Genomic DNA, 20712 nt, shown 5'->3' on the forward strand with positions numbered 1-20712 from the left:
CTGTAAAATTCTATCCAACCCAATGTTTCGCTTAATTTTTGAACGCTTACGTTTTTGGCAAACATTGGGTTGTATGTTTACCTCAATGGAGATTATTTAAAACATGACTTACGCGCCTGTAAAAGACGTATTAAGCGGTAAGCTGGCAGTGGACAGTGAAGTCACTGTACGCGGCTGGATCCGTACACGTCGTGATTCCAAAGCTGGAATCTCTTTCCTTGCCATCTACGACGGCTCTTGTTTCGACCCGATTCAGGCCGTGGTCCCAAATAATCTTAATAATTACAACGACGAAGTACTCAAGCTAACAACGGGTTGCTCTGTTGAAGTAACGGGTAAGATTGTGGCTTCGCCTGCCGTTGGCCAAGCGTTTGAGCTTGCAGCGACTGACGTGAAAGTGGTGGGTTGGGTTGAAGATGCAGATACCTACCCAATGGCGAAAACACGTCACTCTATCGAGTACCTACGCGAAGTGGCTCACCTACGTCCACGTACTAACGTGATCGGTGCAGTTGCACGTGTTCGTCACTCGTTGTCTCAAGCGATCCACCGTTTCTACCACGAGCAAGGCTACTACTGGCTATCGGCTCCACTAATCACAGCCTCTGACTGTGAAGGCGCTGGTGAAATGTTCCGTGTGTCAACATTGGATCTTGCGAACCTACCTCGTACTGAGAGCGGTGACGTTGATTTCAACGAAGATTTCTTCGGTAAAGAGACATTCCTAACCGTTTCTGGTCAGCTAAACGGCGAAGCATACGCGTGTGCATTAAGCAAAATCTACACATTCGGTCCGACTTTCCGTGCTGAAAACTCAAACACCAGCCGCCACCTAGCTGAGTTCTGGATGGTTGAGCCAGAAGTCGCGTTTGCTGATCTGAATGACATCGCGAAATTGGCTGAAGACATGCTGAAATACGTATTCGCCGCCGTACTTGAAGAGCGTCGTGATGATCTCGAGTTCTTTGCTAGCCGCATCGACAAAGATGTCATCAATCGCTTAGAACAGTTCGTGAATTCTGATTTCGCACAAGTGGATTACACAGACGCGATTCAAATCCTGTTGGATTCTGGCCGTGAGTTCGAGTTCCCAGTTGAATGGGGTATCGACATGTCTTCTGAGCACGAGCGTTTCTTGGCAGAAGAGCACTTTAAAGCTCCGGTTATCGTGAAAAACTACCCGAAAGACATCAAAGCGTTCTACATGCGTATGAATGAAGATGGCAAAACGGTTGCGGCGATGGACGTTCTCGCACCGGGCATCGGCGAAATCATCGGTGGTTCACAACGTGAAGAGCGTTTAGACGTGCTGGATGCTCGTATGGTTGAAATGGGCATCGATCCAGAACACATGAACTGGTATCGCGATCTGCGCCGTTACGGCACCGTACCGCACGCTGGTTTCGGTTTAGGCTTCGAGCGTCTTGTTTCTTACGTAACAGGCATGGGCAACGTACGTGACGTGATCCCATTCCCACGTACACCACGTAACGCAAACTTCTAATCTTTTAGAATTGTCGTTGAAATGAAAAAGCCTCCCAAGTCGGAGGCTTTTGTTTTTTAAGGCAATATTACTCTTGTGCATCATTTTCGATATCCGCATTCAAGGCATACCTCACGCCTAGTAAGCACAAGCCAAGCATGAAAAAGGGAATGATTGCCGCAGTGTATTCAGTCCAAAATAGCTGTGAAAAAGATTTCGCTAGTATCAGGTGTGCAAACACCAATAAAAAGGCACTAAAAATAGCGACAATCATCAGTTTAATTTCTTGTTTTGCCGGTTGTTTGCTCCGCTCAGTTGCCATCCATCATCACTCCTTTTGTCAGGGAGTTTTATTGAATCACACCGTCGCTTCTCTCTACAGGCACAGTTGTGTGGAAAAATCCCTAATCAGTTGCGAGACGATTAATCGTCACCGCCAAACATCGGATTGCTTGCACAAGGTCATCACTTTCCGGCAATGAGCAATTGATACGTAAATAATGGTCAAACCGCTTTGTTTGGCTAAATAAACCGCCATAAGCCGATAGCACACCCTGCTGCTTCAGTTGTGTGTACACCAGACGCGCTTGAATAGGTTCAGGCAGTTTAAGCCATAAAAAATAGCCGCCCGTCGGCGATGAAAATTGCACCGTATCAGGCAATTGTCGCCTGAGTTCGTTCATCATCCATTGCTGTCGTTGTTTTAGCGTGCTACGCAACTTGCGCAGATGTTTATCATAGCCATCGTTTTGCAAGTAATACGCAACGCCTTGTTGTATCGGTGCACTGCCCGATAACGTAGAAGTCAGCTGCAACTTTTGGATTGCATGGTTAAAACGCCTTGTCACGACCCAACCAAGCCGATAACCGGGGCACAAGCTTTTCGACAGTGAACCACAATGCAATACGCGATCTTCCCGATCATAGGTTTTAAATGAGCTGGGCTTGTCTTGTGAATAGTAGAGCTCGGAGTAAACATCGTCCTCAATTAAGTAAAGCTGATAACGATGAACGAGCTCGACCACCGCTTGCTTCTTTTGCTCGCTCAATGTCACGCCTGTTGGATTTTGGAAGTTACTCATCAACCAACACGCTTTGACTTCATTGTTAGCAAGCACGTGCTCGAACTGCTCAAGATTCAGGCCATCACGCTCATCAACATCAACTTCAATGACGTTGAGCCCAAGCCGCTGAGCCGCTTGCAGTGCGCCATAAAAACACGGAGATTCGACGACGATGGTATCTCCTGGCTTTGTGACCACTTGCAAACTCAGATTTAGCGCTTCCATTGCGCCCGAGGTCATAACGATATCGTGATGGGTCAAATCCATCCCTTGCTGGATATATCGCTGTGCAATCAAGCGTCTCAATGCTTCATTGCCTGGCGGTAAGTTGTTGAGCAGATCATTCGCAGACATCTTACGCCCCGCACTCGCTAAATTGCGATTGAGGGCTTCTAAGGGGAAAAGATGAACATCGGGGAAAGCCGAACCCAGTTTCACCGCCTGACTCTCACTTTGATCTTTCAGAAAGTCATACAACTCGTCACTAAATGACGGTGGCGCACTCACGGACGGTTCTCGTGGTGCCGTGAGTCGTTGCAAATCAGAGGTGACAAAATAACCCGATTGCGGCTTTGCAATAACCCACCCTTGCGCTTCAAGCAATTGATACGCCTGTAACACGGTACCCGCACTGACACCATGATGCTTGCAAGCCATTCGCACTGAAGGCAGTTTTTCTCCCGCTCTCCAAGTTTTACTTTCGATCTGCTGTCTAAACGACTGTGCCAGTTGGCGATAACGATTCATACATCCCTCATAAAACGAAGCCGAGCAACCATATCACAGTTTGTTGAGCTGAATTTGCGCAATGAGCAATTGTTCAAAGTTAGTTGTCACATTTCTTGCTACAAATTGGCTATTTTTGTCCCATACTGTCAGTGAAATCATGCATCTCTTAGGAGGAACAATGAAAGTTTTTACATTAGACGATCTTTCATATAACGGCGTGCATCAAGGTGTTCATAGCTGGGATCACCCTCAAGGCGACAACCCCTACTACTGGCATCCGGACTGGCTCCATATTGCAGAAGACGCGACAGGAATGTATCCCAAACGCGAATTAGACGTGCCTGCTGGTGAAACCGCCACAGAGCAACACGCCGCTGAAGCGATTGTCAAACATCTCAACGGTGAATAGCTTACTTACCATCGCAATGAGCTTGCCAATCGTTCAAAATGAGAACTAGAACAGATTGTCAAAAAGACGCACGATAGCAACGAGATTCACTTCACGTTATTTTTGCGCGCATCTGTTACATTTACGCAGCTTATAGTGATTATGCGCACAGCTGTCGCAAAACAAGAGATGATAAAAATGAAAAAATACAACTCAGATGACATTCAATACAAAGGCGAAACCAATGGCGTCCATAGCTGGACTGCCCCATCTGGCCAACCTTACTATTGGCATCCAGATTGGTTGCACATTGCGGAAGACGCGACTGGCTCACACCCAAAACAAGAGCTAGACGTAGAAGAGGGTTCTCAGCCAACTGAGAAACACGCGATGAAAGCGATTCTTAAACATATGAACGATTGGGCAGCGAAAAAACTAGCAAACAATCCTGACATCGAAACCAACGCAATCGAATCAGAAATCAACCTGAAGAAATAAACGCTTTCGATACATCACCTAATGAATAAAGCACCGAATGATCGTCGGTGCTTTTTTTATTTTTCGTTGTAAAAATGTATCCTTTATTGCAATGAGAACATAGAATGCTCGGTCTTTTATTTGCAACAAGAATGCTTTTGCTTGCTTGAATATTCCAAGCTGATGCGAGGCACTCTTCTACACTAAAGTGAGAAGAAGGTTCTTTTCTTAGAACAATCAGCGTAATGCTGAAGGTTCAATCAAGCAGAGAATTGGCCAAGTCGCATTTGCTGCGAATGATAATAACAAGGGCTTACACAATGTCTCATTACAACGCGCCATTAACTTTCAAACTCTATGCGCTTGCTGCCATCGTTTTTGGTACTTATGGCGGTCGCGTTTGTCCTATGCTGGCAACGCTGTCACCGCTAGAAGTGCTGGTGCACGTTTCTATTACTTTTCTTGCTGTCTTTGCAGTACGACACTTTTTCTTTGCTCAACACCGATGGATCCGCGAGCAAAAACACGCGCAGCTCGATACCGTGTTGTTTTTTATCGGCAGCTTACCTCTTGCCTACTACTACAACAGCCAATATGACTTCACCATTGATAGCAACTTAAAAGTGCTGTTTGGTATGACGTTGTTTGGCTTTTTTACTGGACTGATCCTGCAACTCAAAGCCAAATTACTTCGCTTTGAGCTTCTTGAGGAAAATACCACCCGCCAAGATACCCTGAGTGGCGAGCGACAATCGATTATCAAACAGCTCATTTTGATGATGACGCTACTTATCATCGCGTTGACCACCATGCTGACCATGGTGGCGGTGAAAGACATTTTTTGGCTGGAGCACAACCCAGAGAGATTACTCGATGGCAGTGGCAAGATCAGCATCATTAAAGAGTTCATCTATTTAGGCGTAGTACTTGGTGGGTATGTCCTAGCCATTCTTCTCTTGTGGTCGAAACTCATGAAAAAGATTTTGTTGCGACAAGAGCATTCCCTACAAGAAGTGACCAATGGTGCAATAGGATGCCGCCTTGCCGTTTTCGAGCATGATGAATTGGGTTCAATGGCGGCGCTCACCAACAAAATGTTGGATAGCTTACAAGCATCGCAAGATGAGGTAAAAACCACTCGAGATGTGGCCATCGTCAGTCTCGCTGCGCTCGCCGAATCGCGCGACAACGAAACGGGTGCCCACATTATTCGCACGCAGGAATACGTTAAGGCATTGGCAGAGCATTTAGCCCAAGACCCACAACACGTTTCTCTGCTGACGCCAACTTACATCGATTTACTCTATAAATCCGCCCCCCTTCACGATGTAGGAAAAGTCGGTATCCCAGACAGTGTGCTACTCAAGCCTGGCAAATTAACTGACGAAGAATTCGACATCATGAAAGGTCACCCGCAAATTGGCGCTGATGCCCTCTCGATTGCTGAAAAACGCATGGGCTCTAGTTCTTTTTTACGAGTGGCTAAAGAGATATCCCTCTCTCACCATGAAAAATGGGACGGTTCTGGTTATCCCAATCAACTGGCTGGCGAAGCGATTCCATTATCTGGGCGATTAATGGCGCTCGCCGACGTCTACGATGCGCTGATTTCTAAGCGTGTATACAAACCTGCATTTAGTCATGATAAAGCCAAAGAGATCATTCTTGATGGCAAAGGAAAGCATTTTGACCCTCAGGTGGTCGACGCCTTTTTAGCGGTAGAAGCACAGTTTTGTCGTATTGCAGCACAATATCAAGACTCCACAACTCATTAGACCTCTAACATCATGTTAACACCCCAATTTCCTACGCGGTTTTGGGGTGTTTTATTAGCAAAACTCGCAATTCATTAGCACTTCTGTTTCAAATCAAATTTTTTTTAACTTTTCTACTTACAAACTGTTGTGTCTACTATGTGTGAAAGGTATAAATAGACGGTTGCGACGAGTGAGAATCGGACGCACGCGACATTTATCGGTTAGGCTTAATGCTGTTGTGTGAATGCCTGATTATGTTTCATGGTCTCGCTGGGCCCTGAAACATAAACAGACCTACCCCCTTCGATTTAACATGGATGAAGATTATGTTTGAAAAAGTAGTTGCCGCTCCCGCGGACCCGATTCTTGGCCTAACTGAAGAATTCAAAAAAGACCCTCGCGCAGAGAAAATTAACCTTGGCGTGGGTATCTACAAAACAGAACAAGGTGAAACGCCTGTTCTTGCTACGGTAAAGAAAGCGGAAGCAGCGCTTGTTGAAACCGAAAAAACCAAATCTTACCTAACCATCGAAGGAACAGCAGAATACGCATTAGCGGTTCAAAAACTGCTGTTTGGTGCAGATGCTGAGCTAATCAATGCGCAACGTGCAAAAACAGCACAAGCACCTGGCGGTACTGGCGCACTGCGCGTTGCAGGCGAATTCATCAAACGCCAACTTGGCGATGTAAAAATCTGGATCAGCAACCCAACTTGGGCTAACCACCATGGTGTGTTCCGCGCAGCAGGCCTAGAAACGGTTGAGTACGCTTACTATAACCCAGAAACCAAAGACAAAGACTTTGCCGCTATGCTGGCCGACCTTGAAAAAGCTGCCGCTGGTGATGTGGTACTGCTGCACGGATGTTGCCATAACCCAACAGGCATCGACCCAACGGCACAAGAGTGGGAAGCGCTCGCTAAATTGGTTGCCGACAAAGGCCTACTGCCGCTATTTGACTTTGCCTACCAAGGTTTCGCGAAAGGTGTTGAAGAAGATGCACAAGGTCTACGTACCTTCGCTAAATTCAACAAAGAGATCCTTGTAGCAAGCTCATTCTCGAAAAACTTTGGTCTGTACAACGAGCGTGTCGGTGCATTCACATTAGTGGCAGAAAGCCAAGGCGTTGCCGAAACGGCATTCTCACAAGTGAAAGCGATCATTCGCTCTATCTACTCAAACCCACCAGCGCACGGTAGTGCTGTGGTTACATACATTCTCAACGATGAAGCGCTTCGCGCGGAATGGGAAGCGGAAGTGGCTGAGATGCGTGATCGCATCCAAGAGATGCGCGAGCTTTTTGTTGCGACACTGAAAGAAGAAGGCGTTGCTGCTGACTTTAGCTTTATCGAGCGTCAAAACGGCATGTTCTCTTTCTCTGGTTTGAACAAAGATCAGGTAGCTCGTCTAAAAGAAGAGTTTGCGATCTACATCGTCGGTTCGGGTCGCATCAGCGTTGCGGGCATGACCAAATCCAACATGGGTCCGCTTTGCAAAGCCATCGCTGCGGTACTGTAATTCGCAAGATGATGATAAAAAGGCCGTTCAAACGGCCTTTTTTGTTTGTGAACGCTTACGCTAATAGACCCACTTAAGGGAAATGCCCGCTTCATTGATGTAGTTTTTGCCTGCATCCCGATACTTGTAAAAGGCGCTACAGCCGAATCGCTTGCCCCACTGATAAGCAACCGATAACTTGGCATTATCTTCATCGACCCAATCTGTCCGTGTAAACTCGCCTTCGACCTGAACACTGAGTTTATCCGTCGCGAAATAATAAAAACCCACTTTGCCGCCCGTTAACATGCCCTTTTCCGAGTTAAGTTTGGTATCGGTCTTATTTTGTCGCTCCTCTTCGCGAAAGCCGCCCAAGCCATAAAAAGCATAAATATCAAGCTGTTCATGCAGAGCATAACGATATCCTGCTGAGATCAGCGCCCGATCCAACCTGATGGTGTAACTCTCTGGATGAAAAAATTGTGCCGAGTAATTGATGCTTACCAGCACATTTGAAGAGTAACGATGCAGACCTTCCACTTCAAAAAAAGAGGCGTTTGAACCTTCGAGCCAATCTTGATTCGTGGTTCCAGAACCAACCCACAATGCCACACTCTTATAGGCCGCATCAATTGGGGATGGGGCTTCCATCTTTTCAGCTAAACACGGCATTGAAACGAGCAATGGCAACAAAAAACAACTGCGTCTTAGCATGAGACCTCTTCCTGTGGCGTTTATCCTAAGATAAGGGTAGACGAAAACTGGAGTGAAATACGCGAAGTGGCTCATTTTCCGATAAATTTCGTCTCTCGCATTTAGCTCAAAGCACAATTGCGTTACCATGGTGCGCTTACGCGAACAACGGGTCACCATAGGCTCAAAACCCAAAAGGTTTGATTATGGAAGCAGAACTAAGCGATATTCTTCACTTTCTTTCCCTTCACTCGCCCTTCAGCGAACTGCCTCATGAAACATTGGAGCACGTCGCCCATCACATCGAGATTGGCTACTACCGCAGCCAAACCCCCATCATTAACGCGGGTGACGAGATCCACGAACTGTTTCTAGTCAGAAGCGGTATAGTGGAAGTGTATCGAAGAAATGGTGAACTCTATAACCGACTCGATGAAGGGGCGCTGTTTGGACAAATGGGTCTGCTGACCAACAACCGCGTGCGCTTCCCCGTAACGGCAATCAAAGATTGCTTGGTGTACACCATTCCTGAAGCGATATTTCAGCAGTTGTATGAACAGCACGATTGCTTTGCTGACTTTGTGGAAGTGGAACAAACCACACGGCTTCGCCAAGCAGTGAAAGGGGTAAATGAGGCCAATGATCTTACTACCTCCAAAGTGCGCACCCTGCTCACTCGGACCGCCCAAACCATTCACGCCCGTGCCACCATTCAAACCGCTGCGCAAAGAATGGCCGATGAACAAGTCTCTTCGCTTTTGGTGTTGCAAACACCCGATGAAGAAAACCAAGATCCTATCGCAGGCATTGTGACTGACCGAGATTTGTGCACTCGTGTTTTGGCTCAAGGTAAATCCCCCAACGAGCCCGTGGCATCAGTCATGACACCACAGGTGATTCGATTGGATCACAATGCCTACGTCTATGAAGCGATGTTGACCATGCTACGCCACAATGTCCACCACTTACCGATTGTGCAAGGTACGACACTGCTGGGCGTTATTGAAGCGACTGACATTGTCCGTTATGAATCGCAAAACTCTTTGCTGCTCGTCAGCCGGATATTTCAACAGCAAAGCTTTGATGAGTTGGCACAACTCGCTCAAGAGGTCAAAGCCAGCTTTGTTCGCTTGGTCAACGAGGATGCCAACTCTCACATGGTCGGCAGTGCGATGTCGGTAATTGGCCGCAGTTTTAAGCAGCGCATTATCGAACTCGCCGAAGAAGAACTGGGCCCCCCTCCCATCCGGTACTGTTTTTTGGCGTTGGGTTCGATGGGACGGGACGAGCAACTGCTGGTGACCGATCAAGATAACGCGATTATTTTGGATAACAGCTATCAAGAAAGCGTGCACGGCCCATACTTTGAACAACTGGCTCATATCGTCTGCGATGCGCTCAATGAATGCGGTTATCAATATTGCACCGGCGATATTATGGCCACCAACCCGATCTGGCGTATGACCAAGGCGCAATGGCGAGATTGCTTTGCCGATTGGATTGACGCCCCTAATCCTAAAGCGCTGCTCAACGCGTCGATTTTCTTTGATCTTGATGGTGTGTCCGGCCAAGTCGCATGGGCAGACCAACTGACCGAATTTGTCGTCAAACGTGCCAAAGGCAATCCACGCTTTCTGGCTTGTTTAGCCAGAAACGCCTTGAATCGCACACCGCCGTTGGGATTTTTCAAAGATTTTGTGATGGAAAAAGACGGTCGACATAACAACTCGATCAACTTAAAACGTCGAGGTACCGCACCTTTGGCCGATTTGATTCGTGTGCACGCGCTCGCCGTTGGTTCAACGGCGAAAAACTCCTTTGAACGTCTTGATGACATTATCGAGTCAGGGATCTTGCCAACTGGCCGAGCACAAAATCTTAAAGATGCCTTGGAGTTTATCTCCATGGTTCGGATCCGCCATCAAGCTATTGATGTGGCAAATGACAATGAACCCGACAACAACATTGAGCCTGAAAATCTGTCCGACTTTGAACGCCGAACGTTAAAAGATGCGTTTCAGATTTTGAGTAACGCGCAGAATTTCCTGAAGTTTCGTTACCAAGCCTCCAGCCATTTTAAGTAGCTTATGATCTCTTTACTCAAACCCACCAAGCTTGAATGGCAGCACAAATTCCTGCAAAAGCAGCAGCGAGTTGCCGATACGCGCTTGCGCCGATTTTATCAATCACCGCCTGTCTCGGGCGAGACAATGATAGGTTCAACACCACTGGTGGCCTTAGACTTTGAAACCACCGGCTTAAATCCCAATCAACACGATATTCTTTCCATTGGGCTGGTACCCTTTGATTTACACCGAATACGGCTGCAACAAGCACGCTATTGGACAGTCAAACCGGAAAACCAGTTGCATGAAGAGTCCGTCGTCATTCATGGTATTACGCACAGCAAAGTTCAGCGCGCGCCTGACTTAATCGACGTATTGGATGAAGTGCTTGATTGCCTTGCGGGTAAAGTGGTGGTGGTCCACTACCAACATATTGAGCGACCATTTTTTGATAGCGCGTTACGTAAGCGAATCAATGAAGGCATTGAATTTCCCCTGCTCGACACCATGGAAATTGAAAGCCAGTGGGCAAAACAGCAATTTGGTGGCTGGCTGAATCGACTCAAAGGGAAATCGCTTCCTTCAGTCCGTTTAGCCCAAAGTCGTCGTCGCTATGGCCTACCCGATTATTCCGCGCACCATGCACTCACCGATGCCATTGCCACCGCCGAGCTATTCCAGGCACAGATCGCCCATCATTTTTCCTTGCAAACGCCTGTTTCGGAGCTGTGGCGATAGCCAAGGCAAAAACCAAGAACAGCGATTGCCAAGAGCGTAGAACAATCCTCAAGTTTCGAGCATAAAAAAGGAGCTGAATGACCAGCTCCTTTTTGGTGTGTAAAAAACAGGGCTTACAGTTTGAAGCGTCGGATTTCCTGTTCCAGCTCGTGTGAGAGCTCAGAAAGCATCGCAGCTTGAGAAGCCGCTTGCTGCGCTTCGTACGCGAGCTCGTTTGAGACGTCGCGGATCCCTTCGGTATTACGCGTGATCTCGGTGGTAACAGAGGCCTGCTCTTCTGCTGCTGACGCGATTTGCGTTGCCATATCACTGATACGCTCAACAGCGGTGTGGATTTGCGTCAAGCTTACCGCTGCAGAGTTCGCATCATCAACGCTGGTGCCCGCAAGCTGACGGCTGTCGTCCATAATGCCCACCGCTTGAACGGTTGTACCTTGCAGCATTTCAATCGTGTGTTGGATTTCTTTGGTCGACGCATGGGTACGTTGACTTAGCACGCGAACTTCATCGGCCACCACGGCGAAACCACGACCTTGCTCACCCGCACGCGCCGCTTCAATCGCTGCGTTCAGTGCAAGTAAGTTGGTCTGCTCAGCAATCCCTTGAATGGTAGAAAGAATGGTGTTGATGGCATTACCGTGTGCTTCCAACTCTTGGATAACATTGGTCGCCACTTGCACTTCTTTTGCCAAGTTTTGGATCGAACCTTGTGTCTGTGTCACTTGCTCAGAGCCATGAACACAGGCAGAAACCGCTTCTTCCGCATTTTGCGCCGTGTGGTCGGCATTGCCCGCGATCTCTTGGGTTGCGGCTGCCATTTCATTCACTGCCGTCGCGACCATGTTGATCTCATCTTGCTGATGAGAAATGCGCTGACTGCGCTCTTCTGCACGCATTGCTGTGGTTTTCGCCTGCTCAGACAACGAAGCTGACACGGCACTCAACTTGCTCACCATTGTGTGCATGTTGCCGACAAAACGGTTGAAGTTTTCCGCCAGCTTGCCCACTTCGTCATCGCTGCGAGGCTCAAGACGTTGCGTTAGGTCGCCTTCACCTGAAGCGATCTCTTCGAGTGCTTTAGATACGCGGCCTAGGTCACGGAACAAGAAGCCCACCAACCAAGAAACCGCAACAATCACCACGATGGTGATCAACACTGCGGTGATCATCATTTCACGCAATAATTGGCTATGGCTTGCTTCTTCAGTTGCTCTGTCCATTTCAATCGCGAACATCCAAGGTGTTTCAGGTACTTTAGTGAAGTAGAAAAGCTTAGCTTTGCCGTTGATGGTCGCCTCTTCAATATGGCCTTGAGACGCTGAACGCTCGATATCTTGCAATGTAAATTGTTTCAATAAAGTATTGATAGGTTTGAGTGCAAGCTTCTTATCCGGATGAGCCAGGAAAGTACCGTCTTGGGTATCGATCAACATAGCATAAGCATTGGTGCCTGCGTCTAGGTTAATCACGTCACTGATCAACTGGTCGATCAAAACGTCGGCACCGACAACGCCCACCATTTTACCACCGCGGTTGACCGGTTCTGCGATGGTCACCAGTAGCGCATTGGTGATCGCATCTTGATAAGCAGTAGTAATGATTTGTTTGCCTGCGACTGTGGCATCCTTGTACCAAGGGCGAACACGAGGATCATAATCAGGGCGATTACGCTCTGGATGAGAGCGGTACATATCACCAGCTGGCGTACCTAAAAAGATGTCGTCAAATCCGCCGGCTTTACGCGCTTGCTGCAAAAACGGCACCACATCGCTTTCTTCACTGTAATCGTTAAACGCGCGAGCAATGTCTTTACGAATCGCAATCCAGTCAGAAATGCCTTGTGAAGCCGCCACACCCAAGCTTTCTGCTCGAGCGTAAACGCCATTACGGGTTTGATCAAACAGCTGTCCAGCAGACAGCCAAGTCAAAACGGTAGCCATGATCACTACCGCCGATAGGCTTGCGCCTATGAGCTTTTGTTTCAGGGTTAATTTCATGTCGTAAGGTCTTGTTGGGGGAACAAATTTTCGCCTGCGATATTACACAGAATCCCTTATTGATGCACTAATTATTACAGCAAACAGAGTACGTTAAGCCTTTGTTATCCATACATTTATCAGTGTCATTTTTATACCGTACGACAAATAAAAAGCCAGTCAACAAAGACTGGCTTTTAAAACGAACTCAGTATGAATCATTACTGCTTTTCAGTACGCATCCCCATAAGCAAACTAACACACATTGCTAATAGGATCACCGTAAACGGTAGCGCGGTAGAAATCGCCCCCGCTTGCAGTGCTTGTATCGCTTCGGTGCCACCGACCCAGAGCAAAGCAACGGCAATCGCGCCTTCCATAAAGGCCCAGAATACACGCTGCAGCACAGGTGCATCCACTTTACCGCCCGCGGTAATGGAATCGATCACCAATGAACCTGAATCCGACGAGGTAATAAAGAACACCAACACCAACACCACAGCAATAACCGACAGTAAAGTGCCATATGGAAGCTGATCAAACATCTGGAACATCGCCAGTGGCACATCGGTTAGCCCTTGCGTACCTAACTCACCAATACCGTTGATCACTTGGTCAATCGCTAAACCACCGAAGACCGACATCCAAAGTAATGTTACTGCGGTCGGCACAAGCAACACCGCGGTCATAAACTCACGAACGGTGCGACCTTTTGATACACGAGCGATAAACATGCCTACGAATGGTGACCATGAAATCCACCATGCCCAGTAGAAGACAGTCCAACCTTGGAACCAAGCTTCGTCTTCTCGACCAATTGGATTACTCAAAGGAATGATGTTTTCAATATAGGCACTTAAGGTGGTAGAAACGGAACCAACACTGACCGCCCAACCAATCAGGCCAACCAACGCTAATAGAGCAAAAGCAACCAACATATTGATGTTACTAATGACTTTTACACCGCCATCAATACCACGAACAACCGAAACCACAGCCAGCAAAGTCACCACGGTGATCACCGCGATTTGTAGGCCAAGACCCGCTTCAACACCAAACACATGGTGAATACCGCTAGCAGCCTGCTGTGCGCCCAATCCCAAGGAAGTGGCAAGACCAAATAAGGTGGCAACCACAGCTAAAATATCAACCAGATGCCCTGCCCAACCCCAAGCACGATCACCCAGCAAAGGGTAAAAAATGGAGCGCATCGACAAAGGCAAACCTTTATTATAGGCAAAGAAAGCTAACGACAACGCAACGACACCATAAATCGCCCATGGGTGTAATCCCCAGTGGAACATGGTCGCGCCTAACGCTAATTTGGCCGCTTCTGGGGTATTCGGTGCCACATTGAGTGGTGTTTCATACCAACCCGTAAAGTAAGCCACTGGTTCCGCTACACTCCAGAACATCAGACCAATACCCATGCCTGCAGCAAATAACATCGCGATCCAAGATAGGAAGGAATAATCCGCTACCGCATCTCGACCACCTAAGCGAATCTTGCCTAACGGAGAAACGATCAAAGCCAAACAGAAGATGACGAAAATATTGCCCGACCAAATAAACAACCAGTCAAACACACCGATGATTTGCCATTTAATACCGTCTAAAGCGGTTTTCATCGTATGCGCATCCAACACTAATGCAGCAACTAAAAATAGACCCACTAATCCAGCACTGATGCCGAAAACAGGGTTGTGAACATCGAACCCCCAACGCTGAACATTATCTTGTCCAACGGTGTAGTCCGTACTGTCAATACTGTACTTATCTATACCTTTTGTCATTCTCACTCACTTAACGATAACTTTTCAAAAGACACTAACTAATTTTGAAAATACAGCCCAATATTAGTTAGAGAACAACACATTTATCATTTCAAATCGGCTAATACCCTAACAGAAATTGTACACACAATGCAAATTACCACCAAAAATCAGGCCAAAACCTCAATTAACGGAACAAAATAATCAGTTAAACGACGCGACAGATAGTTCGACATCTAAACATTACACAACGAAGTGAAATTTACCAAAAGATGCGCTAAAATACGCTTCTTGTTGCCTCTTCCATTTCAAACGCGCCCCCTTGATGTATAAGGGATCCAACGAATTAAGGTCGAGTCAATCGCGATATGTGCAAATCACCCCCCAACAATAAAAATCGGATAGGCAGGCCATAGTGGAAAAACATGAAGAAGTCCTGATCGCAATTCGTCAAATCATTCGCGCGATCGATCTCCATTCAAAAAAACTCAACAAAGTGTCAGGGCTAACGGCGCCACAACTGATCTTAATGAGGGCCATCAATGAGTTGGGGGAAGTTACAATTCGTCAGTTGTCAAACCATACGAATATGAGCCAAGCAACAGCAACGACCATACTCGACCGATTGGAGAGAAATGGCCATGTACAACGTGTACGTAGCCTAGAAGATAAACGAAAAGTGCATGCGACCTTAACCGAGTCAGGTACGGCGTTGCTCCAGCAAGCTCCCATGCCACTGCAAGAAAACTTTATTTCAGAGTTTCAAAAGCTGCAGGAGTGGGAACAGACCTTGCTGCTTTCTTCCGTGCAACGCATTTCTAGCATGATGAGTGCCGAACAAATTGAGGTTGCCCCTATCCTTGAAATTGGCAACATCGCCAAAACGGAACAAGATTCTTAGTCGCGCTATCGCGTTAATCGATTAAGCCTTGTTCTAACGCATATTTGGCTAGCTCTGCTGTCGAGCTGACATCCAATTTATGTTTGATGTTATGCCGATGAGTCTCGACCGTCCGATAACTAATATTCAGCAAAGTCGCAATTTTTTTGCTGCTATGCCCCTGAGCCACGAGCTTAAGCACCGCTTCTTCTCGACGGCTCAAGGGACTTGGCCGCTGAGACGCAGGAATGATCGCTTGAGTAAACAACGTCTGCGTGGCTGATTCGCAGAAATAGGTCGAGCCTTGGTTGACGGTCTTGATCGCTTGCACCATTTTTTCTGCTGAAATCTCTTTCAACATGTAGCCAACCGCCCCTTCTTGCATCACTTTCACAATGTACTCTCGGTTGTCGTGCATCGTCAGCATCAAGATTTTTGCCTCTGGCCAATCGGCTTTAATGATTCGAGTTGCTTCAATTCCGTTCATAATGGGCATACTGATGTCCATAAGTACAACATCGGGTTTCTGTTTTTTCACCACATCCAAGGCTTCTAATCCATTGCTGGCTGTACCCACCACATTGATTTCACGCTCCATTTCTAGACGAGCCATAAAGCCATCTAAAACCACTTGATGATCATCCACTATCACCACTCGAATTGGCTTATCCATAAATCAATCCATTTAAATTCAACAACACGGTAATTTCTGTGCCAAAGCCGGGCTCGCTCATCAGCTCAAAGTCACCACCAATAAATTCCACCCGCTCGCGCATATTACGTAGGCCAATGCCTCTTTTTCGTAAAGCGTCATTGACATTAAATCCATAGCCATCATCTCGAATCAACAACTGTAAAACACTGCCCAGTTGCTGCAAACTCACCGTTACTTTTTTAGCGCCAGAATGCTTTTCAATATTGTTCAATGATTCTTGTACCACGCGATACAAAGTCGTCGCCACTTCCGACTTCAAACGCTGATCTTGAGTATCAAATAGAATGTCAATTTCTATGCCTGAGTGAGCTCGAAAATCTTGCATTAATCGCGATAACGCAGCTTCCAAGCCGATGTCGTCGAGAGCACTCGGGCGCAGTTGATGCGAGATGTGTCGTACTTCATTGATCGCAGTCGTCAAAGAGTTCTGCGATTTATCAAGATGAACACGCAGTGTTGGATCTTGAACTTTGTGTGCAAGGAGCTCTAAATGACACTTGCTTGAGACTAAAAGCTGATTGATACCATCATGAAGCTCCCTCGCAAGATGCTTCTTCTCGTCCTCTTGAAACATCACGGTTTTGTGGGCAAGTTCCTTAAGATTTTTGTCAGCGAGTCGATGCTCGTGTAAGTTAATCGCCAAAGTCAGCACGACAATAACAGAGACGGTGACCGACAGAATCACCACCACCGAAAAGAACGTTGTCTCAATGTTCTTGTTTATCGCTTCTTGCATATTGGCCACTTCTTGACTGATGTCTTCGATGTAGAGGCCAGTGCCAATCATCCAATCCCATTTATCTAACCACGCTGCATAACTCAGTTTGGGTACCGTTTCCCCTGTTGATGGTTTTTGCCAAAGATACTGGTGAAATCCCCCGCCACTTTGCGCTTGATAGAGCAATGCTTCAATAAGATGGTCGCCGTTTTGATCTTGTAGTTGAAGTAAGTTTTGACCCACCAACTCAGGTAAGATTGGGTGAACGAGATTAGTACCACTTTTATCATAAGCAAAAAAATAGCCATCTGCGCCATAGCGGATTTGTGTTAGCAGCGCTTTGACACGGTTCTGCGCTTCGTGCTCAGGAAGGTCGGGATTGTTATAGAGATAAGAAATCGCATCGAGCGCCTGATCAACACTGTCTTTCAATGCGCTTTCTCGTGATTTGATCAAGCTCTGTTGAAAAATGGCCACTTCTTTGTGCCCTAGCGTTCTCGCTTGATAAATAGAAATCCAACTGATGCTAGCAGAAACCAACAGCAGCGGCAGAAGCGTTAGCAAAATTAATTTAACTTTCAGCGGCATATTCAAGTCCCTGATAAAGAAACTGCTTCCTTTCCTGGAAGCAGTTTCACTCTATCAACTACGGCACTAATAAAGAAACCTTTAGGTCACAAATCCGTTAATTGACTCGCTTTAACCCATCCCATAAAACGATGGGAAAACCAGCAATGAAATCAAAACCAGTATCTGCAGGCCGATAAATGGCATGACGCCACGATAGATATCTCGCGTCGTTACTCCTGCAGGAGCCACGCCTTTGAGGTAGAAGAGACTGAAACCAAAGGGAGGCGTCAAGAATGATGTCTGCAAGTTCATCGCGATTAGAATGGCAAACCAAGTCATATTGATACCCAAAATTTCAGCGACAGGCGCAAGAATTGGTACAATGATGAAACAGATTTCGACAAAATCGATAAAGAAACCGAGGATCAGTATCACCAACATAGTAATAATTAAGAATCCCCATTTTTCACCCGGGATTGATAACATCCATTCTTCAACCAGCTCATCCCCCCCAGTGTAAGTGAAGGCCATTGAGAATGCTGTCGCGCCTAGCAAAATAGCGAACACCATTGCGGTGACTTTCACGGTTTCTTTTGCTGAGTCGTACACCATTCCCCAACTGAACTGCTTATACAGAACAGCCAGCACAATCGCACCCGCGCCACCTAACGCAGCAGACTCAGTTGGTGTCGCAACACCAGCAAAGATGGAACCAAGCACCACCACAATCAGAGCCAATGGCGGGATCACCGCTTTCAACGCTTTGACAACTTCTTGCTTACGGCTGATGGTATCATCGCGCTCCATCGGCTGAGCAGCTTCTGGATTCAGTTTTGCATAAATCAAAATATAGATAACATACACACCCACAAGCACAATTCCCGGCCACACGGCCGCTTGGAACAGATCGCCCACTGGCACGCCGAGCACATCACCCAATAGGATCAAGACAATCGAAGGCGGAATAATTTGCCCTAAGGTACCTGACGCACAAATAGTGCCGCACGCTAGCCCTTTGTCGTAGTTGTACTTCAACATGACTGGCAATGAGATCAATCCCATCGCTACGACAGAAGCGCCCACAACGCCGGTTGAAGCCGCCAAAAGAGCGCCCACCAACACGGTTGAAATCGCCAAACCGCCACGCACACTGCCAAACAGCTTGCCCATAGATTCAAGCAGCTGTTCTGCAAGACGGGTTTTCTGCAGCACCAAGCCCATAAACACAAACAGAGGCACCGCCATCAATACGGTGTTTTCCATGATGGATTGAATGCGATACGGCATGAAGGCAAACATTTCTACCCCTTCTGCCCACACACCAAATAACAGCGCAATACCACCAAAGGTAAATGCCACAGGGAAACCAAGCAGTAACGCAAAGAGCGCTACAAAAAACATTACTATACCGATCATCTTGATTTCCTTACGACTTATCTGATGAAGAGTGATGCATAAGATGCGGGTTAACGATTTTATTAAGTGAATGCAACAGCAAACCCACACCGCTCACTGCCATAAAAACAAACGAAAGTGGAATAATCGCTTTAATTACCCAGCGATAGGGCAAGCCACCGGGATCGCCCGACGTTTCGCCAAGCGCATAGCTCTCTTTCGCGAAATCAATACCAAACCACGCCACTAACAGGCAGAAAGGAAATAAAAAGAATACGGTTCCGAGCAAATCGATTATCGCTTGAGCACGGTGGGAAAGACGTTCGTAAAAGAGGTCGACACGCACATGGCCACCCGCTTTTAACGCAAAAGGAATACCGAGCAGAAAGACCGCCGAGAACAGGTGCCACTCCATTTCTTGGAAGGCGATGGATACGTCATTGAACACATAACGCATGACGACATCGTAGACAACGTTGGCCAGCAGCAAAATAAACAGCACGCTGGAAACCCATCCTAGAAGATCGCCAAAGCGGTTAAAGAGACGCTCAATATAAATTAGGTTTCTCATTCCCTACTCCATGGAACTTTGAAAGATGCTCCGCTTGGCAGTACCAGCGGAGCTTTTTAGTATGCTCGTCACCTTTCGGCTAGAGCTATCTTGGGCTTCTCGTCAGGGGGAACTGACGAATTTCTTACTGTGCTTGGCTATTGAGATAAGCACGTGCAGAAATGTCTGTCCAAGGACGAACTTGCTTGATGTAAGCCGCTTGGGATTCTTGAATTTCTTTTGCTAGTGCATCTTGCGCTGCGTGTTCTTTCAGCAGTTTGTCGTTAGCACTGCGTAGCGCCGTCATTACCGATGCAGGGAAATCTTTCACCTGAACATTCGGGTATTCAGATTTAATCGATGCCCAGTTTTTACCACTCTCATGCACAGATTGAACATACATGTCATAAGCTGCAGTCTTCATTGCGACTTTCAGAATCGCTTTCAGATCATCAGGCAGACCATCCCAAGTGCGTTTGTTCACCAAGAATTGGAGTTCTGTGCCTGGCTCATGCCAACCGGTGTAGTAGTATGGGGCAATTTTGTGGAAGCCCATACGCAGGTCAAGTGACGGGCCAACCCATTCCAACGCATCGATGGTACGGCGCTCAAGCGAGGTATAAAGCTCACCCGGGGCAATGTTGGTTGGTTTTGCACCAAGTTCGGCTAGGATTTCACCGGCAAAACCTGGAATGCGCATTTTCAGGCCTTGTAAGTCATCGACCGAGTTGATTTCTTTTTGGAACCAGCCGCCCATCTGAGTATCGGTGTTACCACCTGGGAACGACAGCAGGTTATGAGGTGCATACACTTTTTCCATGAGCTCCATGCCGCCACCTTGATAGAACCAGGCATACTGCTCGGCAGGTAACATGCCAAAAGGCATTGACGTGAAGTAAAGTGTGTTTGGGACCTTGCCTTTCCAGTAGTAGGATGCAGAATGCCCCAAGTCGTACTGACCAGATTTCACCATATCAAATACACCAAGTGGCGCTTTGTGTTTGTTGGCGGAATCAATCCGGATTTGCAAACGGCCGTTTGACATCTCTTCTGCCATTTTGGCCATGTTTTTTGTTGCATCGCCGAAAATTGGGAAGTTTGGCCCCCAAGTTTCTGCCAGTTTCAATCGGTATACCTTTTCAGCTGCGTGTGCCGATGTCGCCACGAAAGCAAGAGCAGCGGCAACTGCAGTGGTTTTTAGCACTCGTTTTATCGTTCTTTGGATAAGACTCATGTTTCACGTCC

Annotated in this window: 18 protein-coding genes; 8 read left to right on the top strand and 10 right to left on the bottom strand. The window is 47.1% G+C overall.

Annotated elements, in window-relative coordinates; all coding sequences use genetic code 11:
• Window positions 1-103: 103 nt before the first annotated feature.
• Window positions 104-1504, top strand: a complete 1401-nt coding sequence (asnS, locus tag LZU85_RS09130; RefSeq protein ID WP_237286924.1) for an asparagine--tRNA ligase — start codon at window positions 104-106, stop codon at window positions 1502-1504.
• A gap of 67 nt (window positions 1505-1571) precedes the next feature.
• Here asnS and LZU85_RS09135 read toward each other — a convergent pair whose 3' ends face one another.
• Together LZU85_RS09135 and LZU85_RS09140 are read right to left on the bottom strand one after the other, a co-directional pair.
• Window positions 1572-1805: a hypothetical protein gene (locus LZU85_RS09135; protein ID WP_011080124.1), complete on the bottom strand. Its 234-nt coding sequence runs from the start codon at window positions 1803-1805 to the stop codon at window positions 1572-1574.
• A gap of 82 nt (window positions 1806-1887) precedes the next feature.
• Window positions 1888-3294, bottom strand: a complete 1407-nt coding sequence (locus LZU85_RS09140) for an aminotransferase-like domain-containing protein (protein WP_045618879.1) — start codon at window positions 3292-3294, stop codon at window positions 1888-1890.
• A 160-nt stretch (window positions 3295-3454) separates the two neighbouring features.
• Here LZU85_RS09140 and LZU85_RS21225 point away from each other — a divergent pair, with 160 nt between their 5' ends.
• From LZU85_RS21225 to LZU85_RS09160, 4 genes are all read left to right on the top strand, one after another.
• A complete protein-coding gene (locus tag LZU85_RS21225) occupies window positions 3455-3685 on the top strand; it encodes a hypothetical protein (RefSeq protein WP_013571481.1) in 231 nt (76 codons plus the stop codon).
• A gap of 177 nt (window positions 3686-3862) precedes the next feature.
• Window positions 3863-4162 carry a hypothetical protein gene (locus LZU85_RS09150; RefSeq protein ID WP_026050646.1) on the top strand — a complete coding sequence of 100 codons (300 nt, stop codon included), beginning with the start codon at window positions 3863-3865 and terminating at the stop codon, window positions 4160-4162.
• 299 nt (window positions 4163-4461) lie between these two features.
• Window positions 4462-5916, top strand: coding sequence for an HD-GYP domain-containing protein (locus LZU85_RS09155; RefSeq protein ID WP_237286925.1), 1455 nt, complete (start codon window positions 4462-4464; stop codon window positions 5914-5916).
• Between the two features lie 308 nt (window positions 5917-6224).
• On the top strand, window positions 6225-7415 hold the full coding sequence (locus LZU85_RS09160; protein WP_176297289.1) for an amino acid aminotransferase: 1191 nt from the start codon (window positions 6225-6227) through the stop codon (window positions 7413-7415).
• 60 nt (window positions 7416-7475) lie between these two features.
• On the opposite strand, the gene LZU85_RS09165 is transcribed toward LZU85_RS09160, so the two are convergent.
• Window positions 7476-8045, bottom strand: coding sequence for an outer membrane beta-barrel protein (locus LZU85_RS09165; RefSeq protein WP_237286926.1), 570 nt, complete (start codon window positions 8043-8045; stop codon window positions 7476-7478).
• A gap of 248 nt (window positions 8046-8293) precedes the next feature.
• Between LZU85_RS09165 and LZU85_RS09170 the strand changes: the two genes are divergently transcribed.
• Window positions 8294-10171: a DUF294 nucleotidyltransferase-like domain-containing protein gene (locus LZU85_RS09170; protein WP_176297287.1), complete on the top strand. Its 1878-nt coding sequence runs from the start codon at window positions 8294-8296 to the stop codon at window positions 10169-10171.
• Window positions 10172-10174: 3 nt separating this feature from the next.
• The gene (locus LZU85_RS09175) at window positions 10175-10891 is read left to right on the top strand and encodes a 3'-5' exonuclease (RefSeq protein WP_237286927.1); all 717 of its coding nucleotides are present in this window, start codon (window positions 10175-10177) and stop codon (window positions 10889-10891) included.
• A 113-nt stretch (window positions 10892-11004) separates the two neighbouring features.
• On the opposite strand, the gene LZU85_RS09180 is transcribed toward LZU85_RS09175, so the two are convergent.
• Both LZU85_RS09180 and LZU85_RS09185 read right to left on the bottom strand, forming a co-directional pair.
• Window positions 11005-12888 carry a methyl-accepting chemotaxis protein gene (locus LZU85_RS09180; protein WP_176297285.1) on the bottom strand — a complete coding sequence of 628 codons (1884 nt, stop codon included), beginning with the start codon at window positions 12886-12888 and terminating at the stop codon, window positions 11005-11007.
• A 200-nt stretch (window positions 12889-13088) separates the two neighbouring features.
• A complete protein-coding gene (locus tag LZU85_RS09185; protein WP_237286928.1) occupies window positions 13089-14660 on the bottom strand; it encodes a BCCT family transporter in 1572 nt (523 codons plus the stop codon).
• A 394-nt stretch (window positions 14661-15054) separates the two neighbouring features.
• Here LZU85_RS09185 and LZU85_RS09190 point away from each other — a divergent pair, with 394 nt between their 5' ends.
• Window positions 15055-15540, top strand: a complete 486-nt coding sequence (locus tag LZU85_RS09190) for a MarR family transcriptional regulator (RefSeq protein WP_176297283.1) — start codon at window positions 15055-15057, stop codon at window positions 15538-15540.
• Window positions 15541-15553: 13 nt separating this feature from the next.
• Here the strand turns inward: LZU85_RS09190 and LZU85_RS09195 are convergent, their stop codons facing one another.
• The 5 genes from LZU85_RS09195 to LZU85_RS09215 form a co-directional block, all read right to left on the bottom strand.
• Window positions 15554-16192, bottom strand: a complete 639-nt coding sequence (locus LZU85_RS09195) for a response regulator (RefSeq protein WP_176297282.1) — start codon at window positions 16190-16192, stop codon at window positions 15554-15556.
• Window positions 16185-17540, bottom strand: a complete 1356-nt coding sequence (locus LZU85_RS09200) for a cache domain-containing protein (protein ID WP_237286929.1) — start codon at window positions 17538-17540, stop codon at window positions 16185-16187. Before LZU85_RS09200 ends, LZU85_RS09195 begins: the two co-directional genes overlap by 8 nt.
• A 111-nt stretch (window positions 17541-17651) precedes the next feature.
• Entirely contained in the window at window positions 17652-18938 is a 1287-nt protein-coding gene (locus LZU85_RS09205) for a TRAP transporter large permease (protein ID WP_176297280.1), read from the bottom strand.
• A gap of 10 nt (window positions 18939-18948) precedes the next feature.
• On the bottom strand, window positions 18949-19488 hold the full coding sequence (locus LZU85_RS09210) for a TRAP transporter small permease subunit (protein ID WP_176297279.1): 540 nt from the start codon (window positions 19486-19488) through the stop codon (window positions 18949-18951).
• A 124-nt stretch (window positions 19489-19612) separates the two neighbouring features.
• Window positions 19613-20701 carry a TRAP transporter substrate-binding protein gene (locus LZU85_RS09215; protein WP_176297278.1) on the bottom strand — a complete coding sequence of 363 codons (1089 nt, stop codon included), beginning with the start codon at window positions 20699-20701 and terminating at the stop codon, window positions 19613-19615.
• Between the last annotated feature and the right edge of the window lie 11 nt (window positions 20702-20712).

Origin of the sequence: Vibrio floridensis (assembly GCF_021852965.1) — a bacterium.
Lineage (GTDB): Bacteria > Pseudomonadota > Gammaproteobacteria > Enterobacterales > Vibrionaceae > Vibrio > Vibrio floridensis.

What these genes read in the sequence shown, in the direction of transcription:
- asnS (WP_237286924.1), top strand. Translation starts at nt 104, where the DNA reads ATGACTTACGCGCCTGTAAAAGACGTATTAAGCGGTAAGCTGGCAGTG.
- LZU85_RS09135 (WP_011080124.1), bottom strand. Translation starts at nt 1,805, where the DNA reads ATGGCAACTGAGCGGAGCAAACAACCGGCAAAACAAGAAATTAAACTG.
- LZU85_RS09140 (WP_045618879.1), bottom strand. Translation starts at nt 3,294, where the DNA reads ATGAATCGTTATCGCCAACTGGCACAGTCGTTTAGACAGCAGATCGAA.
- LZU85_RS21225 (WP_013571481.1), top strand. Translation starts at nt 3,455, where the DNA reads ATGAAAGTTTTTACATTAGACGATCTTTCATATAACGGCGTGCATCAA.
- LZU85_RS09150 (WP_026050646.1), top strand. Translation starts at nt 3,863, where the DNA reads ATGAAAAAATACAACTCAGATGACATTCAATACAAAGGCGAAACCAAT.
- LZU85_RS09155 (WP_237286925.1), top strand. Translation starts at nt 4,462, where the DNA reads ATGTCTCATTACAACGCGCCATTAACTTTCAAACTCTATGCGCTTGCT.
- LZU85_RS09160 (WP_176297289.1), top strand. Translation starts at nt 6,225, where the DNA reads ATGTTTGAAAAAGTAGTTGCCGCTCCCGCGGACCCGATTCTTGGCCTA.
- LZU85_RS09165 (WP_237286926.1), bottom strand. Translation starts at nt 8,045, where the DNA reads ATGGAAGCCCCATCCCCAATTGATGCGGCCTATAAGAGTGTGGCATTG.
- LZU85_RS09170 (WP_176297287.1), top strand. Translation starts at nt 8,294, where the DNA reads ATGGAAGCAGAACTAAGCGATATTCTTCACTTTCTTTCCCTTCACTCG.
- LZU85_RS09175 (WP_237286927.1), top strand. Translation starts at nt 10,175, where the DNA reads ATGATCTCTTTACTCAAACCCACCAAGCTTGAATGGCAGCACAAATTC.
- LZU85_RS09180 (WP_176297285.1), bottom strand. Translation starts at nt 12,888, where the DNA reads ATGAAATTAACCCTGAAACAAAAGCTCATAGGCGCAAGCCTATCGGCG.
- LZU85_RS09185 (WP_237286928.1), bottom strand. Translation starts at nt 14,660, where the DNA reads ATGACAAAAGGTATAGATAAGTACAGTATTGACAGTACGGACTACACC.
- LZU85_RS09195 (WP_176297282.1), bottom strand. Translation starts at nt 16,192, where the DNA reads ATGGATAAGCCAATTCGAGTGGTGATAGTGGATGATCATCAAGTGGTT.
- LZU85_RS09200 (WP_237286929.1), bottom strand. Translation starts at nt 17,540, where the DNA reads ATGCCGCTGAAAGTTAAATTAATTTTGCTAACGCTTCTGCCGCTGCTG.
- LZU85_RS09205 (WP_176297280.1), bottom strand. Translation starts at nt 18,938, where the DNA reads ATGATCGGTATAGTAATGTTTTTTGTAGCGCTCTTTGCGTTACTGCTT.
- LZU85_RS09210 (WP_176297279.1), bottom strand. Translation starts at nt 19,488, where the DNA reads ATGAGAAACCTAATTTATATTGAGCGTCTCTTTAACCGCTTTGGCGAT.
- LZU85_RS09215 (WP_176297278.1), bottom strand. Translation starts at nt 20,701, where the DNA reads ATGAGTCTTATCCAAAGAACGATAAAACGAGTGCTAAAAACCACTGCA.